Here is a 17,051-nt window from a genome sequence, read left to right on the forward strand (position 1 = left end):
GAGGAGCGTCACGGATGGCCCGCTGCGGCCCGCAGTTCGGCCCCGACATCACCTTCCTCGGCGTGCCCCGCTGCGACTGGTCGGATCCGGCGTCCTGCGCCGGTGCCGCGGTCGTCGTCCTGGGCGCCCCGTTCGACGGCGGGACGTCGCACCGGCCGGGCACCCGGTTCGGGCCGCAGTACATCCGACAGAGCTGCTACCTGCCGCACGACGGCTCCCGGCCCTCGCTCGCACTGCGCGTCGACGGGCTCGCGGACCTCGCCGTGCACGGCGCCGGGGACGTCGAGATGTTCTCCGGCGACGCCGGGCGATCGGTCCGCGATCTGCAGGAGGCTGTGCACCCGATCGCGGCCACCGGGGCCGTTCCGCTGGTGCTCGGCGGGGACCACACGATCGCGTGGCCGGACGCGGCCGGCGTCGCCCAGCATCTGGGACAGGGCCGGGTGTCGATGATCCATTTCGACGCCCACGCCGACACCGGGGACATCGAGTCCGGCCCGCTCGTCGGGCACGGCCAGCCGATGCGCCGGCTCATCGAGTCCGGCGCCCTGCGCGGCGACCGGTTCCTGCAGGTGGGGCTGCGCGGGTACGGGCCGGGCCCCGAGACGCTGTCCTGGATGGCCGAGCAGGGCATGCGCTCCTACGAGATGACCGAGATCGTCGCCCGCGGCCTCGACGAGTGCCTCACCGAGGCGTCCGCCATCGCCGTGGACGACTGCGACGGGGTGTTCCTGTCCATCGACATCGACGTGTGCGACCCGGGCCACGCGCCCGGCACCGGCACCCCGGAGCCCGGTGGGCTCACCGCCCGCGAGCTGCTCGACGCCGTACGCCGCCTGGCCTACGAGCTCCCCGTCGTCGGTATCGACGTCGTGGAGGTCTCGCCGCCCTACGACCACGCGGAGATCACGTCGTTCCTGGCCGACCGCGTGGTGCTGGAGGTGCTCTCCGGCATGGCCCGGCGCCGCCGCGACGCCGCCGACGGCACGACGTGGGACCCACGGCAGCCGCTGCTCGACCGGTGGTGGCTACCGGGCGGCGGCGGACCGGTTCACCACGAGGTGCTTGACGACCCATAGCACCGCACCCACCGCCGGCAGGATTCCGGCGACGGGTACTCCCCGACCGGCCTGCCCGACAGCGGCGTCACGAGGAACCCGCACGGCGCGATGCCCAGCCCCGGCGCCCAGGACGGCGCCCGGAAGGGTTCGTGCTCGACGGGGCGGCGACGCAGCACCTGCACGGCGATGTCGACGATCGTGAACACGATGAGCAGCAGCGACGTGGTGCCGCCCAGCAGCGTGCTGCCGGCGGCCGCCACCAGGATCACCGCGATGACGCTGGTGAACACGATCGCGACCCATGGCGTCCGCCTGCCCTCGTGGACCCGGCCGAACACGCCGTGGCCGCCGTCGCCGCCGACCTCACCCGGACGCCATCACCGTGAAGGTGACCACGAACGTCAGGAAGCTGATGCCGAACGCCTCGGGCGGAACGTCATCCGGAAGCGGGACCCCGGTAGCGCCAGAAGTCCGGGTAGCGGCGCACGACCACCAACGCCCCGACCACGACGGCGACCCCTCCGGCCACGACCGCGGGCCCAGGGCCCGTGATCGCGGCGGCCGATCCGTGCCACATGTCCGCGATCCGCGGCCCGCCCGCGACCACCACGATGAACACACCCTGCATCCGCCCGCGCATCTCGTCGGTCGCGACGGTCTGCAGCATCGACGACCGGTACACCGAGCTGACGAGGTCGGCCGCCCCACCGACGGCGAGGAACACGACGGCCAGCCACAGCGAGCTGGTGAGCCCGAACAGCGCGATCGACACACCCCAGATGCAGATCGAGACGGTCACCGCCACTCCCTGACGCTGCACGCGCTGCAACCAGCCGGAGAACAGGCCGGCCACGACCATGCCGATCGGGATGGCCGCGAACAGCAGCCCGAGCGCGGGGCCCCCACCCGGCGGGTCGCCGAAGATCCTCTGCGACATCTCGGGGAACAGGATCCGCGGCATCCCGAACGCCATCGCGACGATGTCGATCAGGAAGGACACCAGCAGCACGGGGTAGGCGGCGGCGTAGCGGAAGCCGTCGGTGACCTCGCGCAGCCCGGCCCGGCGCTTCGGCGCACCGGCGGGGCGCGGCTCCGGCGGCACCGCGGGCAGGCGCCACGTCGCCCACAGCGTGGCGAGCAGGGCGATCGCGTCGAGCAGGTAGAGCATCGGGAGGCCGATCACCGGGATGAGCACCCCGGCGAGCAGCGGGCCGGCGATCGCCCCGATCTGGGCGACCGTCATGTTCAGCGCGTTCGCCGCGGGCAGCTGGTCGGCGGGGAGCAGGCGCGGGATCACCGCGCTGCGGGTGGGCTGGTTGACGGCCAGCAGCCCCGACTGCAGCGCGAACAGCACCAGGATCAGCCACACCCCGCCGACGCCGGTGGCCGAGGTGACCCACAGCAGCAGCGAGCTCGCCGCGATCCCGGATCCCGTGATCAGCAGCAGGGTGCGCCGGTCGACCGCGTCGGCGATCGCACCGCCCCACAGCCCGAACACCACGAGCGGGACCAGGCCGAACAGGCCGGTCAGCCCGACCCAGGCCGAGGACCCGGTGAGCTGGTAGATCTGCGTCGGCACCGCGACGACCGAGAGCTGCGCCCCGATGACGGTGACGACCCCGGCGAGCCACAGGCGGCGGTAGGACGGCGTCGCGAGCGGCCGGGTGTCGGCGAGTACGCCGCGCAGGCGGGCGAGCCTGCGCGTGGGGGCGTCGGAGGCGACGGGCGTGGTCGACTGCTCCGGCCCGCCGCGCTGGGGATGGGTGGGCTGGTCCGGCACATCGTCAGGCTTACCACGCGTGCGGATCGGGATCCGCCGTCCCCGTCCGGTTCCGCCCGGCCCGTCCCCGACGTCCGATCAGGGGGCCAGGCGGCGGACCGTCCAGGTGCGGTCGCGGTCGGCCTCGAACCGGAGCCGGTCGTGCATGCGGTTGGTGCGGCCCTGCCAGAACTCGACCTGCTCGGGCACGATCCGCCAGCCGCCCCAGTGCGGCGGGACCGGGACCGGGTCCTCGCCGAAGCGCTGGGTGACTCCGGCGAGCGCGTCGTCGAGGACGCGGCGGTTGCGCACGCGCACCGACTGCGCCGACGCCCAGGCGCCGAGCTGCGACCCGCGCGGGCGCGTCGCCCAGTAGGCCTGCGTCTCCGCCGCCGCGACCGCCTCGACGGTCCCGCGCACGTGCACCTGCCGGTGCTGGAGGTACCACGGGAAGGTGGCGCTCGCGAAGCGCGTCGCCCGCAGGTCGTGGCTCTTGGCCGAGGTGTAGTTGGTGTAGAAGACGACACCGCGGGCGTCGAGGCCCTTGCAGAGCACCGTGCGCGACGCCGGACGGCCGTCCTCCCCCGCCGTGGCCAGGACCATCGCGTTGGCCTCGACGACCCCGTCGGCCTCCGCCGCGGCCAGCCACGCCGCCAACTGCCCGTGCCAGGTCGGCTCGAGCTGCTCGACCTCGAGCCCCTCGGACCGGTAGTCCACGCGCATGCCCGCCAGCTGATCCGTCATCGATCGCCTTCCCGTCACCCCGACGCGACGGTAGGTGGCCGCAGCGGCCCGGACAATCCCGGTGACCGATCCCACCCGGCTGCCGTGTTGCCTCTGCCCCCTCGCGCGGGCAGGGTGACGCCAACCGTGCCCGCCCGCCTGCGCCCATCTGCGCCGTGCGGATGCGGTTCGCGCACGTCCGGCGCACCCGATCCGGATCTGTGCGTGCTCCGGCCGACGACGCCACCGGTGTCGACCGGGGTGTCCGAAGTCGGGGACCATTCGAGGAGGACGCGTGTCCACTGCGCCGACGGCGCCGACCGCGCCGGCATCCGCAGCACAGGCGGAGGCGGTACCTCCGCCTCCGCCCGGTTTCAAGTCCGGCCTGGAGGGCCACGTCGCCTTCCGCACCCAGATCGCCGAACCCGACAAGGACGGCGGGGCCCTGCGGTACCGGGGCGTCGACATCGAGGACCTCGTCGGAAAGGTCTCGTTCGGCAACGTCTGGGCCCTGCTGGTCGACGGCCGGTTCGGCCCCGGCCTGCCGCCGGCCGACCCGTTCCCCATCCCGGTCCACACCGGTGACGTCCGGGTCGACGTGCAGGCCGCGCTGGCCATGCTCGCGCCGTACTGGGGCTACCGCCCCCTGCTCGACACCGACGAGCAGGAGGCCCGCGACCAGCTCGCGCGCGCCTCGGTGATGGCCCTGTCCTACGTGGCGCAGTCCGCGCGCGGGATCGGCGTCCCCGCGGTGCCGCAGGCCCGCATCGACGAGTGCAACACGATCACCGAGCGCTTCATGACGCGCTGGCGCGGCGATCCCGACCCGGCGCACACCAGGGCCATCGACGCCTACTGGGTCTCGGCGTGCGAGCACGGCATGAACGCCTCGACGTTCACCGCGCGCGTCATCGCCTCGACGGGCGCCGACGTGGCCGCCGCGATGTCGGGCGCGATCGGCGCGATGTCCGGCCCCCTGCACGGTGGTGCGCCCGCGCGTGTGCTGCCGATGCTGGAGGAGACCGAGCGCACCGGCGATCCGTCCGCGCTGGTCAAGGGCATCCTCGACCGCAAGGAGAAGCTCATGGGCTTCGGGCACCGGGTCTACCGGGCCGAGGACCCCCGGGCCCGCGTGCTGCGCCGCACGTGCCAGGAGCTGAACGCACCCCGCTACGAGGTGGCCGTGGCACTGGAGCAGGCGGCGCTGACCGAGCTGCGCGAGCGGCGCCCGGACCACCCCATCGAGACCAACGTCGAGTTCTGGGCGGCGGTGATCCTCGACTTCGCCGAGGTGCCGCCGCACATGATGCCCGCGATGTTCACCAGCGCACGCACGGCGGGCTGGTCGGCGCACATCCTGGAGCAGAAGCGCGAGAACAAGCTCGTGCGCCCGTCGGCCCAGTACATCGGCCCGGGCCCGCGCAAGCCCGAGGCCGTCGAGGGCTGGAACGAGATCTGAGGCCTGTGTGCGGGAACCGTGGCTCCGGCCACGGTTCCCGCACACGGCTCACGCGGCGACCGGCTCCCGACGCACCCTCAGCGAGGCCAGCCCGGCGACGAGGCACAGCGCCCCGCCCACCTGCCAGGCCAGGTCGTAGGCCCCCACCTGGTCGCGCACGATGCCCGCGGCCAGCGCCATGAGCGCGGCGCCCACCTGGTGCGAGGCGAACACCCACCCGAACACGACCGGGGCCCTGGCCCCGAAGATCTCCCGGCACAGCGCAAGGGTCGGCGGGATCGTGGCCACCCAGTCCAGGCCGTAGAAGATGATGAACGCCAGCATGTTCAGCTGGATGTCGGGCCCGAACAGGGCGGGCAGCGCGGCGAGCGAGATCCCGCGCAGCACGTAGTAGACGAGCAGCAGGACCCGTGGGTCGTAGCGGTCGGTGAGCCAGCCCGACGCGATCGTGCCCGCGATGTCGAACAGCCCGACGAGCGCGAGCAGCCCGGCCGCGACCGTCTGCGGCATCCCGTGGTCGTGCGCGGCGGGGATGAAGTGCGGCTGGATCAGGCCCATCGTCGTGGCGCCGCAGATCATCATGCCGAGCGCGAGGTACCAGAACGGCTTGGTGCGGGCGGCGTCGAGCAGGGCCAGCACCGCGATCCGGCCCGCCCCGGTGCGGATCGGGTCCTTGTCGTCGGCCGCGGTGCCGCCGTAGGGCGTGACGCCCAGGTCCCGCGGGCGCTCGCGGAGGAACAGCAGCACCAGCGGCACGACGGCCAGGGCCGCCGCCGACACGCCGAGCGCCGCGACGCGCCAGCCGGACGACTCCGCGACCAGCGCGATCACCGGCAGGAACACGAGCTGCCCGGCCGCACCGCCGGCCGTCAGGATCCCGGAGACGAGGCCCCGCCGGGCGACGAACCAGCGCCCGGTGACGGTGGCGACGAGCGCGAGGGCCATCGAGCCCGTGCCCAGCCCGACCAGCACGCCCCAGCACAGGACGAGCTGCCAGCTCGCCGCCATGTTCACGGTGAGCCCGCTGCCCGCCGCCACCACGACGAGCGCGGCGGTGATCACCGGGCGGATGCCGAAGCGCTCCATCAGCGCCGCGGCGAAGGGCGCCGTGAGGCCGTAGAGGGCCATGTTGACGGCGACGGCGGCCGAGATCGTGGTGACCGACCAGCCGAACTCGCCCTGCAGCGGCTCCATCAGCACGCCGGGGACGGCCCGGAACCCGGCGGCCCCGACGAGCGCCAGGAACGTCACCGCGGCGACCCACCAGGCGGGGTGGACGCGCCGGACCGGCATGCTGAGTTCACTCACGGAACCCAGCATGACGCAGTCGTCGGCCGGAGGGAAGGGGTGACGCGGTGCACCGCCCGCCGCCCGGCTGCTCGCCGGACCCGGCTGACAGACTGACCGGGTGACTGCTTCGACCTCGACCGACCTGCAGATCCCCGCCGATCTCCTCCCCGCCGACGGACGGTTCGGCTGCGGCCCGTCCAAGGTCCGGCCCGAGCAGCTCGCCGCTCTCGCCGCTGCCGGTGACCTGATGGGCACCTCGCACCGCCAGAAGCCGGTCAAGGCACTGGTCGGGCGCGTGCGATCCGGGCTGGCCGACCTGTTCTCGCTGCCCGCCGGCTACGAGGTCGTCCTCGGCAACGGTGGGTCCACCGCGTTCTGGGACGCCGCCGCGTTCGGGCTCGTCCGCGAGCGGTCGCTGCACCTGACCTATGGCGAGTTCTCCGCGAAGTTCGCCGAGTCCACCCGCGGCGCCCCCTTCCTCGCCGACCCGGTGGTCGTGAAGGCCGAGCCGGGCAGCGCGCCCGAGCCGCAGGCCGACCCGAGCTGCGACGTGCTCGCGTGGGCCCACAACGAGACCTCCACGGGCGTCTCGGTGCCCGTGGTGCGCCCCGCTGAGGCCCTGGCCAACCAGCTCGTCGTCATCGACGCCACCTCCGGTGCGGGCGGCCTGCCGGTCGACATCGCCCAGGCCGACACGTACTACTTCGCCCCGCAGAAGGGCTTCGCCTCCGACGGTGGCCTCTGGTTCGCGCTGATGAGCCCGGCCGCGCTGGAGCGCGTCGCCGAGGTGGCGGCGTCGGACCGGTGGATCCCGCCGTTCCTGTCGCTGGCGACCGCGGTCGACAACTCGCTCAAGGACCAGACGTACAACACCCCCGCGCTGGCCACGCTCGTCCTGATGGCCGAACAGGTCGACTGGATGAGCGGACTCGGCGGCCTCGACGCCTGCGTGGCCCGCACCGCCGACTCGTCGGGGCGGCTGTACTCCTGGGCCGAGAAGTCCGAGTTCGCCACACCGTTCGTCACGGACCCGGCGCACCGCTCGCAGGTCGTCGGCACGATCGACTTCGACGAGCAGGTCGACGCCGCCGCGATCGCGAAGGTGCTGCGGGCCAACGGCGTCGTCGACACCGAGCCGTACCGCAAGCTGGGCCGCAACCAGCTGCGCATCGGCATGTTCCCGGCCGTCGACCCGTCCGACGTCGAGGCACTGACGGCGTGCATCGACTGGATCGTGCCGAACCTGCGCTGATCCGGCGGTCACGCTCGACACCCGCCCGTTGCAGCATGGCCACCTTCACGCCATCTCGTTGCGTGAAGGTGGCCATGCTGCATTCCGGGGCGGAGAGCTTCCCGTGACTCGTTGCTGCGGGTAGTCACATTCGTAACTTCTGCCTCAGCTTTACCTCGCGTTGCGTACGTGGGACGCTGCGTGTGCAGGGGTGCGCAGCCCGCTCCGTACGACGTCAGGCGGGGTGGAACCGCGTCGGCGCGCCTCCGTCGCTGGTTGCGATTCGGCATCTACCGTCACCCGGACGGGGAGAGCCACAGAACGGTAGGAGGCCGCGGATGCGCGCGCTGCGGGTCGTCGGGATCACCGAGGGCGGCGATGTCGTCCTCGAGGACTCCGGCCGTCGCGAGCGTTTCACCGTGCCTGCCGACGAGCAGTTGCGCGCCGCCGCCCGGGGGGACCTGACCAGGCTCGGGCAGATCGCGATCGAGTTGGAGAGCCAGTTGCGCCCACGAGAGATCCAGGCCCGTATCCGCGCCGGAGCGTCCGTGGAGCAGGTCGCGTCGGCGGCCGGCGTGCCCATCCAGAAGATCGAGCGGTTCGCCTACCCGGTCCTGCTGGAGCGGTCCCGCACCGCCGAGGTGGCCCAGCGCGCGCACCCCGTGCGCACCGACGGCCCCGACGTCCGCACCCTCGGCGACGTCGTCGCCCACACGTTCGGCCTGCGCGGCCAGGAGTACACCGAGGCCGAGTGGGACTCCTGGAAGGGCGAGGACGGCAAGTGGATCGTCGCCCTGTCCTGGCGGGCCGGGCGCTCGGACAACCGCGCGCACTGGACGTTCCAGCCCGGTGCCCACGGCGGCACCGTCACCGCCGTCGACGAGCACGCCTCCGACCTGGTCGAGGGCCTGCCCGCCCGGCCGCTGCGCCCCGTCGGCCCGGTCATCGACATCGCCCGTCCCGAGGAGCTGCCCCCGACCCCGCAGCCGGCCGCCGAGCTGCGTGCCACCGGTTCCGACGTCGTCCGCGAGCGCTCACCGGAGTATCGCGCGCCCGAGTACCGGGGTGCGGAGCGTCGGGCGCCGCTGGACCGGACCCCCACCGACCGGCCCGCCCCCGACCGCACGACCGGCGACCGCACCGTCCCCGACCGTCCCACCGGTGACCGTCCCACCGGTGACCGTCCGGTCGTCGACCGGACGGTCACCGACCGCGCCGCCACCGTCGAGCGCGAGTCCCTGGACCGGGGCCCGGCCACCGATCGCCCGGTCATCGAGCGCCCGGCCACCGACCGACCGGCCACCGGCCGCCCGGCCGTCGAGAGCGACGGCACCGACCGCCACGTCCCGACGCAGGCCGCACCCGCGGAGCCGGCCCCCGCCGCGCGCCGCGCCCCGGAGCCCACCACCCCGGAGCCCACCGCCCCGGAGCCCACCAACGCGGTCCCGGTCGCCGACGAGCCGGCCACCCCCGCTGCCACCCCCGCTGCCACCCCCGCTGCCACCGAGGCGGCCCCGGTCGCCACCGGGCCCGCCGCCGCGCCGGACAAGGACGCCGAGCCCGCCGCGCCTGCGGCCGAGCACGCCCCACCCGCCCAGCGCCAGGCGGAGCCGCCAGCCGAGACCCCCGCTCCCGAGCCCGCCCCGACGGCCGCACGCCGCACGAAGAAGGGCAAGCCCGTCATGCCCTCCTGGGACGAGGTGCTCCTCGGGGTCCGCGGCCAGCGCTGACGGCCGTCAACCCAGCAGGGACACCAGCAGGACGACCCACGCCGCCACCAGCCCGACGGCGGCGCCGATCGCGGGCCAGCGCCAGAACGGCACGGTGCTCAGCAGGTAGAGCGACGGCGCCAACCCCAGCCCGACGAGCAGGTTCGCCGGCACCCACAGCAACCCGAACGCCTCGGCGAACGCACTGCTGAGCTGCACGTCCCCGATCGTGACGAGCACCGCGAAGAACGCCGCGATCGGCAGGCCGGTGCCCCAGGGCGTCGGACCCGGGGGTTCGACGGCGAGCGAGCGCCGGCGACCGTCCGCGCGCGGCACGGGCGACGGGAGGGCCCGAACGGACTCCACGACGCCGCTCATCGGGTCGACGTACTCCACGGGGCGCCCACGCACCCCGGCGACGCGGGAGGCGAGCTGGCGGCCCCTGCGGCGCACGAGCTCGCGCTCGTCGGGCATCCCGGAACGCCCCGCGGCCACGGCGAACGCCGCCCACTCGCGCAGGGCGGCGTTCAGCTCGTCGGGTAGGGGCGGGTCCTCCGGCCGGCGGTCCCCGAGTTCCACCCGGCCCCCCGCGGCCCGCAACACCCGATCAGGATACGACCGCGCCGATCGCGTGGAACGCGACCGCGCCGGCCGTTGCCACATTGAGTGAATCGACGCCCGATGCCATCGGGATCCGCACGCGCAGGTCGGCCGCGGCCAGTGCGTCGTCGGTGAGCCCCGGACCCTCGGCGCCGAGCAGCACCGCCACCCGCCTGCCTGCGAGCCCGGCCGCGGCGAGCGCGACGGCGTCCGGCGCGGGGGTCAGCGCCGCCACCCGCAGGCCCGCCTCGCGCAGCAGCCCCAACGAGTCCGGCCACGGGCCCGTCAGCTCGGCGAACGGCACGCGCAGCACGTGGCCCATCGAGACGCGGACGCTACGCCGGTAGAGGGGGTCGGCACAGCGCGGGCCGAGCAGCACCCCGTCGACGCCCAGCGCGGCGGCGTTGCGGAACAGTGAGCCGAGGTTCTCGTGGTCGTTCACGCCCTCCAGCACGGCGAGCGAGCGGGCGGTGCGGGCCAGCGCCGACACGTCGACCGGGGCGGCGCGGTCGGCGACGGCGAGGACACCGCGGTTGAGGTGGAAGCCGACCGCCGTCGCCATGGTGTCGGCATCGGCCGCGTAGGCGGGGACGTCGTGCGCCGCGAGGTCGTCGGCGAGCTCCTCGAGGCGCCGCGGGACCCCGAGCAGCGACCGGACGGGGTACGGCGAGGCCAGCAACCGGCGCACCACGACCACCCCCTCGGCGATGACGAGACCGCGCCCGCCGGGCCGGTCCGGGCGGCGGTCGGCGGTCGTCAGGTCGCGGTAGTCGTCCAGCCGGGGGTCGGCCGGGTCGACGACGGGGGTGAGGGTGGCCACGGGCGGATGGTCCCAGGTCGTCTGTCAACGTCGATCACGCCTCATCCGGTCGGCCGTAGCGGCATTCGTAGCCGTGTGTCACGGTGGACCACTCGCCCGTTCGGCCACCGCCGGACCGGGCTCGGCCCGGGGGGCGAGGAGGCAGTGTCACGTATGGGCCAGGACGTCGACCGGACCACGTTCAGTCGGCGAGACCGCCAGAACTACCGCGCCAAGGTGCAGCGCTGCCTCGACGCACTGGCCGTGCTGCTGAAGGAACACACCTTCGCCCGTGACGAGCCGATGACCGGCCTCGAGGTCGAGCTCAACCTCGTCGATCACGATCTCGCCCCGTCCGCCTCGGGTGCCGCCGTACTCGAGACGATGGGTGCGAGCGAGTTCCAGTCGGAGCTCGGACAGTGGAACCTCGAGCTCAACCTGCCCCCGCGGCCCCTGCCCGGCGACCACTGGCGGCGCCTGGAGCACCAGCTGCTCGACGAGCTCGCCACCGCCCGCTCCAGCGCGCTCGAGCACGGGGCGCAGCTCGCCGTCATCGGCATCCTGCCCACGCTGGAGAACCGGCACCTCGTCGCCGACCTGCTCTCGCCCGACAGCCGCTACACGATGCTCAACGAGCAGATGCTGTCCGCGCGCGGCGAGCCGATCCGCCTCGACATCGCCGGCGACGACCCGTCCGGGCGCCACGACGTCGCGCCCGAGCACCTCGTCGCCGACTTCGACTCGATCGCCCCCGAGGCCGCCTGCACCTCGATGCAGCTGCACCTGCAGGTCCCGCCCGACTCGTTCGCGGCGTACTGGAACGCGGCGCAGTGCCTCGCGGGCGTCCAGCTCGCCGTCGGCGCCAACTCGCCGTTCCTGCTCGGCTCACGGCTGTGGGCGGAGACGCGGATCCCGCTGTTCGAGCAGTCCTGCGACGTGCGCACGCCCGAGCTGCGCAACCAGGGCGTGCGGCCGCGGGTCTGGTTCGGGGAGCGGTGGATCACCTCCGTGCTCGACCTGTTCGCCGAGAACACGCGCTACTTCCCCGCGCTGATGCCCGTGGCGGAGGACAACGACCCGTTCGCGGAGCTGGAGGCGGGGATCGCCCCGGGGCTCGACGAACTGCGGCTGCACAACGGCACGATCTGGCGCTGGAACCGCCCCGTCTACGACATCGCCGACGGCGTGCCGCACCTGCGGGTGGAGAACCGGGTGCTGCCGGCCGGCCCCACGGTCGTCGACATGGTGGCCAACGCGCTGTTCTTCTACGGTCTGCTGCGCGAGCTCGTGGAGGCCGAGCGGCCGCTGTGGAGCTCGATGTCGTTCGAGGCGGCCGAGGAGAACTTCACGACGGCGGCGCGGCACGGGCTCGACGGGCCCCTGTACTGGCCGGGCAACGGCTGGATCCGGCCCGACGAGCTGGTGCTGCGCAAGCTGCTGCCGCAGGCGGCGTCCGGGCTGGCCCGGTGGGGCGTCACGACCGAGGTGGCAGAGCGGTACCTGGGCGTGATCGAGCGGCGCTGCGTGGAGCGGCGGACCGGGGCGTCCTGGCAGCTCGACACGGTCGCCGCCCTGGAGGCCCGCGGCGCCGACCGCCCGGCCGCGCTGCGCGGGATGCTCGCGCGCTACCTGGAGTCCTCGGCGGCCAACGAACCGGTGCACGACTGGCCGGTCCCCGCCTGACCCGTTCGCTCCCGCACACACTTTCCCGGAACGCCCACGGGCGCGACGGCGGGTTCCTAGTGTCCCGTCCGTCCTGAGCGCGGCCCCGCACGGCCGCCGGAGTCCCGTCCGACCCCGTGGCCGCCCCCGTCGGGCGACGCGGGTGCCGCACGCCCGTTCCCCGGGGGAACCATGCCCACGCGCCCCACCCGCCGTCCCGGCCCGCCGCGGTGAGGGCCGTGTCCCGCTTCCGGATCTTCGGGCGCTCCCCCGAGCCGCCGCCGTACCCGGCACCGCCCCACCCCGCGGCGCCGTACGGTCCGCCGCCCGGTGCGTGGCCGTCCGCCGGCGGGCCGCCGGTGACCGCACCGCCGCCGCCGTCCGCGTGGCCGTCCGTGGGGCCTCCGTCCACGGTCCGGCCCCGGGCCGAAGCGTCCGGCCGCAGCCCCCGCGACGACCCGCCGACCGACCCGTTCGGCTTCCCGCCGATCCCCGCGGTCGCCGCGGCCCGGCCCGACCCGGCCGAGGCGGCGGCGCTCGCCGGGGCGTTCGCCGTCGACTACCTGTCCTGGGACGAGGACGACCCGGGCCGTCGCGGCCTCGTGCTGCGCGACTACCTGCCCTCCCCCGGGCGCGACCCGGCCCGGCTCGGCTGGTCCGGGTCGGGGCGCCAGCGCGCGGAGTTCGCGCTGCCCGGGTTCGTGCGGGCCGACGGCGAGGGCCGGGTGCTCGTCGACGTGCGGGTTCGGGTCACGCCGTACCGCGCCGTCGGCGAGCACGGTCCGGACCCGACCCCCGACCCCGGGGTCGCCGGCATCCCGGCCGTCGCGCCCGCCCCGACCGGGCGCGGCTGGCGCAGCCTCGCGTCGTACTGGATCCGGATCAACGTGCCGGTGGCCGTCGAGGGGGAGCGGCTGGTCGTCGACGCCTGGGAGGAGACGCTGGGCGAGGAACCCGCCGCGCCCGCCCCCCGCACCTCCGACGACCACTCCCTCGCCGACGACGACCCGCTCGCCGCCCCCGGGAGCGCGTGGTGAGGCCGCCGGTGGTCGTGGGAGTCGCGCCGGGGGTGGGCACGAGCACGCTCGCCGCGGCGCTGCACGGCGTCGACGGCGGGGTGATCGGTGGGGACCCGGTCGATGTACTGGTCTGCCGGGTCGACTCGTTCGCACTCGCCGCCGCCGTCGGGGCCCCGGTGCTGGCGGTGGTCGCCGACCGGCCGCCCCGGCTCGACCGGTTCGGCGCGGTCGTCGCGGTTCCCGACATCGCGGCCTGGCACGGGCTCGACGCCCCGGAGGTCGCCGGGCTGCTGGCCGTCGCCCCGCCCCACCGCCCGGCCCGGCTGGTGCCCTACATCGACGCGCTCCTGGAGATCGCGTCGGCCGTCGTCGCGTCCGGGGCGCTCGGCCACCCCTCCCGGCCCGTCGTGATGGACGGGCCGCGGCCGACGCCGGTCGCGCTCCCCGTCGCACCTCCGGCCGCCCCGCCTCCGGTTGCCGGGCGAGCCACCCGCCTGCCCGCTGCTCCGGCCGTCCCCGTCCCGGCGCGGGCCGTCGAGCGACCGCTGTGGCGGGGGCTGCAGGCGGTGCAGCGGGAGCCGGTGCTGCTCCGGGCACCCACAGCACCCCCGGTCCCGGTGCACCGATGGACCGGCACCCCGCCGGTGCCGGTGTCGGGGCGACCGCTGCGGCTGCGGGCGGAGGGACCCTCCCGGGATCTCGACGACGACGCGCTCGAGTCGATGCGGACCGGCTGACCGATGCCCCCGTCCCCGCCCGTGGTCCGCCTCCTCTCGGCCGCCCTCGCCCTGCTGGTCGGGTTCCTGCTGCTGGGTGCCGCACCGGCGCAGGAGCAGGCCGACCCGGTGCCGGGCGTCGACGCCGCCGCCGTACCGGAGGCGGCCCGCGAGTGGCTGCCGCTGATCGGCGACCTCACGGCCACCGGCTGTCCCGAGCTGCCCCCGGTGTGGGTGGTGGCGCAGGTGCAGGTGGAGTCGGGCTGGGACGCCTCCCTCGTCGACGACGCCGCGGGTGGGCCCGCCGGGCTCTACCAGTTCGACCGGGACAACTGGCTCGCCGCGGGCGGCACGGCCTGGTCCGCCGACCCACCGACACCCGACGACGACGTCACCGACGTCGAAGGCCACCTGCGCGTGGCCGTGCCGTGGATCTGCACGAACCTGCGCGCGGTGGCGCGACACCTGGAGGACACCGGCAAGTCCGCCGACCCCCTCGACGCGATGCTGGTGTGCCACCTGGCCGGGTGCGGGCGGGTCGCGGGCAGTGCCACGGGCGTCCCGGTGGCGGGCGAGGCCGGCTGCGGCGAGCGCTGCGCCGACGTCGTCCGCCGCTACCTCGACGCCGTCCATGCCGAGGTCGACCGGTTCTCCGGCGGAGCGGCCGGGCCCGACCCGGAGGCTCCGGCCGTCGGTCTCGCCGCCCCCGCTCCGTGGACCGGCGGCGGGACGGGCTGCGAGATGACCGACCCCACGGGCGACGGCTGCCTCACCGGCGCCGCGCTGCACGGCCTGGAGGCGGCGTCGGCGGCGTTCGGCGGATGGTCCGACGGCCCGGTGATCCGGAGCGCGGGCTGCTGGGACGAGCATGCCTGGAACCCGCGCAGCGATCACCCTCGAGGCAAGGCGTGCGACCTGTTCCCCGGCACACCGGGCGCTTTCGCCGAGGGCACGGAGCTCGACGCGGGCTGGCGCGTCGCCGACTGGTTCCGGACGCACGCGGACCCGCTGGCCGTGGAGTACCTGATCTGGCAGGGCCGCTACTGGGACCCGGGCGTCGCCGACCAGGACGGATGGGGCCGGCGCTACACCGGCGGCGGGGTCTACGACGCCCGCGACGCGACCGGCGGCCACTACGACCACGTCCACGTCAGCTTCCGGGAGTGAGCACCATGTCGAGGTTCCGTCTCCCGCTGCTCGCCGCGGTGGCCGCCGTGCTGGTGACGCTCGGGGCCCTGCTGCTCACCGGTGGCGGCTCGGTGGCGCCCAGCGGTGGTGATCCGACACCCGGCCCGGTCGTCGACCGCGAGGACCGCGCCGCGCTCGACGCGGCCCCCGTGATCCGCGGCCCCGAGGCGCCACCGCCCGACCCGGGCGTGACGCTCACCGACCCGGAGGCGGTCGTGCGGGCGTACCTGCAGGCCGCGTACGGGGCCCGTCCCGACGACGGTGGTCGCACCCATCTGAGGGCGGCGCCGTACGCGGTGCCGGGCACGGCCGCCGCCACCGTCGGGGTGCTCGTGGTCGATCCGCCCCCGCCCGGTACCGAGCGCACGGCGTCGGTCCGCCGCCTCGACCTCGTCGCCGCCGACCGAGCCGACCGCCGCCGCGGCTACCTCGCCGCGGTCGAGACCCGCACCGCGCCCGGCGGCGACAGCGCCGTGTCCACCAGCAGCGTCGTCGTCGCCCGGCAGCCCGACGGCGGCTGGCTGGTGGCCGCCGAGACCCCCGAGAACCCCGACCTCCCGGCCGGGGAGGACTGACAGGAGCACCCGTGGACCTGGACGAGATCGAGGACCTGATCCGGCGGTACCTCTCCGCCGGCATCGCGGTGGTGCTCATCCTGATCGCCCCCGGAGGTGGCGACGAGGAACCGAGCCCGCGCAACGACCCCGCGATCGTCACCGTCACCCCGTCGCCGGTGCAGGAGGGCGGCGGGACCGACCTCGACACCCGGGGCCCGGCCGACGGCTCGGACCCCGGGAGCGACCCCGGGAACGACGACGGGGGCGACGCCGTCGCGGTCGACGAGGAGGGCCCCGGCGCAGGGACCGACACCGCCCTTCCGGCGACGACTCCGCGCCCGACCCCCCGCTCCGCCGATCCCGACTCCGATGACACGAGCACGGCCGACCCGCCCGCCGATCCCGACACCGCCGATCCCGACAGCGCCGATCCCGACAGCGCCGATCCCGACAGCGCCGATCCCGACAGCGCCGATCGGGGCACCGACGGAGACACCGCCGACCGGTCCACCTCCGACGCCGAGGCGACGGACCCCGGCTCCACCGACACGGACCCGGCCGACGACCCCGTCCCGACCACGCCCCGCGCACCGGCCCCGGACACGGCCACCGGCACCTCCGCCGCCACCGAACTCGGCCGGGGCACACCGGACCGGGAGGACGACTTCACCTCCGGCCTGTCCCAGTGGGAGCTCTACGACGGCCCCGGCCACGCGGGCCGGGGGATGCGGTCCCCCTCGGCGGCCACGGTCCAGGACGGCGTCCTCACCATCACCGGTGACGCCGCGGGCACCACCGCAGGCATGTGCTGGGCGCAGGGGCAGCGCTACGGGCGATGGGAGGGGCGGGTGCGGGCCCCGGCGTCAGACCCGTCCTACGACGCGCTGCTCCTGCTCTGGCCCGACGCCGACTCCCCCGCCGGCGGGGAGATCGACTTCGTGGAGATGCAGGACCCGACCCGCCGCACCACCGACTTCTTCCTCCACCACGGGGCCGACGACCGGCAGGTCACCGGGCAGGTGGAGGTCGATGCGACGCAGTGGCACACCTGGGCCGTGGAGTGGACAGCCGAGTCGATCTCGGCCTTCGTCGACGGCGAGCGCTGGTTCCACACCACCGACACCGCGACGTTCCCGCCGGGGCCGATGCACCTGTGCGTCCAGCTCGACTGGTTCCCGCAGGGGTCCGGGGAGGTCCGGGAGTCGAGCATGCAGGTCGACTGGGTCCGCCAGTACTCCCTGGACACGCCAGGCTGACACGGATCGGGGCCCTGGCCGA

At 75.0% G+C, this 17,051-nt stretch carries 16 protein-coding genes; 10 read left to right on the plus strand and 6 right to left on the minus strand.

What is annotated here, in order from left to right:
• Positions 1-14: 14 nt before the first annotated feature.
• On the plus strand, positions 15-1,079 hold the full coding sequence (gene speB, locus I4I81_RS21320; protein ID WP_218603763.1) for an agmatinase: 1,065 nt from the start codon (positions 15-17) through the stop codon (positions 1,077-1,079).
• Here speB and I4I81_RS21325 read toward each other — a convergent pair.
• The 3 genes from I4I81_RS21325 to pdxH all read right to left on the minus strand — a co-directional run bounded on the left by I4I81_RS21325 (position 1,052) and on the right by pdxH (position 3,564).
• Complete coding sequence (locus I4I81_RS21325; RefSeq protein WP_218603764.1) at positions 1,052-1,351, minus strand: hypothetical protein; 300 nt, start codon at positions 1,349-1,351, stop codon at positions 1,052-1,054. The two genes, speB and I4I81_RS21325, sit on opposite strands and share 28 nt — an antisense overlap.
• A gap of 146 nt (positions 1,352-1,497) precedes the next feature.
• On the minus strand, positions 1,498-2,841 hold the full coding sequence (locus I4I81_RS21330; protein WP_218603765.1) for an MFS transporter: 1,344 nt from the start codon (positions 2,839-2,841) through the stop codon (positions 1,498-1,500).
• Between the two features lie 78 nt (positions 2,842-2,919).
• A complete protein-coding gene (gene pdxH, locus I4I81_RS21335) occupies positions 2,920-3,564 on the minus strand; it encodes a pyridoxamine 5'-phosphate oxidase (RefSeq protein WP_218603766.1) in 645 nt (214 codons plus the stop codon).
• Positions 3,565-3,928: 364 nt separating this feature from the next.
• On the opposite strand from pdxH, the gene I4I81_RS21340 reads away from it, so the two are divergent.
• Positions 3,929-5,002, plus strand: a complete 1,074-nt coding sequence (locus I4I81_RS21340; RefSeq protein WP_225925959.1) for a citrate synthase 2 — start codon at positions 3,929-3,931, stop codon at positions 5,000-5,002.
• A 48-nt stretch (positions 5,003-5,050) separates the two neighbouring features.
• On the opposite strand, the gene I4I81_RS21345 is transcribed toward I4I81_RS21340, so the two are convergent.
• Positions 5,051-6,322, minus strand: a complete 1,272-nt coding sequence (locus tag I4I81_RS21345) for an MFS transporter (protein WP_372453607.1) — start codon at positions 6,320-6,322, stop codon at positions 5,051-5,053.
• A gap of 88 nt (positions 6,323-6,410) precedes the next feature.
• On the opposite strand from I4I81_RS21345, the gene serC reads away from it, so the two are divergent.
• Both serC and sepH read left to right on the plus strand, forming a co-directional pair.
• Entirely contained in the window at positions 6,411-7,544 is a 1,134-nt protein-coding gene (gene serC, locus I4I81_RS21350) for a phosphoserine transaminase (RefSeq protein ID WP_218603768.1), read from the plus strand.
• 317 nt (positions 7,545-7,861) lie between these two features.
• A complete protein-coding gene (gene sepH, locus I4I81_RS31235) occupies positions 7,862-9,253 on the plus strand; it encodes a septation protein SepH (protein ID WP_267461529.1) in 1,392 nt (463 codons plus the stop codon).
• A gap of 6 nt (positions 9,254-9,259) precedes the next feature.
• Here the strand turns inward: sepH and I4I81_RS21360 are convergent, their stop codons facing one another.
• Together I4I81_RS21360 and I4I81_RS21365 are read right to left on the minus strand one after the other, a co-directional pair.
• A complete protein-coding gene (locus I4I81_RS21360; RefSeq protein WP_218606095.1) occupies positions 9,260-9,835 on the minus strand; it encodes a DUF2537 domain-containing protein in 576 nt (191 codons plus the stop codon).
• 4 nt (positions 9,836-9,839) lie between these two features.
• Positions 9,840-10,652 carry a TrmH family RNA methyltransferase gene (locus I4I81_RS21365; protein ID WP_218606096.1) on the minus strand — a complete coding sequence of 271 codons (813 nt, stop codon included), beginning with the start codon at positions 10,650-10,652 and terminating at the stop codon, positions 9,840-9,842.
• Positions 10,653-10,805: 153 nt separating this feature from the next.
• Between I4I81_RS21365 and I4I81_RS21370 the strand changes: the two genes are divergently transcribed.
• The 6 genes from I4I81_RS21370 (at position 10,806) to I4I81_RS21395 (ending at position 17,029) form a co-directional block, all read left to right on the plus strand.
• Entirely contained in the window at positions 10,806-12,314 is a 1,509-nt protein-coding gene (locus tag I4I81_RS21370) for a glutamate-cysteine ligase family protein (protein WP_218606097.1), read from the plus strand.
• Between the two features lie 374 nt (positions 12,315-12,688).
• Positions 12,689-13,330 (plus strand): hypothetical protein, encoded by a 642-nt coding sequence (locus I4I81_RS21375; RefSeq protein ID WP_218616280.1) that lies wholly within the window; start codon positions 12,689-12,691, stop codon positions 13,328-13,330.
• Positions 13,327-14,049: a hypothetical protein gene (locus I4I81_RS21380; RefSeq protein WP_218616281.1), complete on the plus strand. Its 723-nt coding sequence runs from the start codon at positions 13,327-13,329 to the stop codon at positions 14,047-14,049. The genes I4I81_RS21375 and I4I81_RS21380 overlap by 4 nt, the downstream gene beginning before the upstream one ends.
• Before the next feature lie 21 nt (positions 14,050-14,070).
• Positions 14,071-15,195 carry a VldE C-terminal domain-containing protein gene (locus I4I81_RS21385; RefSeq protein ID WP_218602156.1) on the plus strand — a complete coding sequence of 375 codons (1,125 nt, stop codon included), beginning with the start codon at positions 14,071-14,073 and terminating at the stop codon, positions 15,193-15,195.
• Positions 15,196-15,200: 5 nt separating this feature from the next.
• Positions 15,201-15,791, plus strand: coding sequence for a hypothetical protein (locus tag I4I81_RS21390; protein ID WP_218602157.1), 591 nt, complete (start codon positions 15,201-15,203; stop codon positions 15,789-15,791).
• 11 nt (positions 15,792-15,802) lie between these two features.
• The gene (locus I4I81_RS21395; RefSeq protein WP_218616282.1) at positions 15,803-17,029 is read left to right on the plus strand and encodes a glycoside hydrolase family 16 protein; all 1,227 of its coding nucleotides are present in this window, start codon (positions 15,803-15,805) and stop codon (positions 17,027-17,029) included.
• The last annotated feature ends 22 nt before the right edge of the window (positions 17,030-17,051 follow it).

Source organism: Pseudonocardia abyssalis, assembly GCF_019263705.2.
Lineage (GTDB): Bacteria > Actinomycetota > Actinomycetes > Mycobacteriales > Pseudonocardiaceae > Pseudonocardia > Pseudonocardia abyssalis.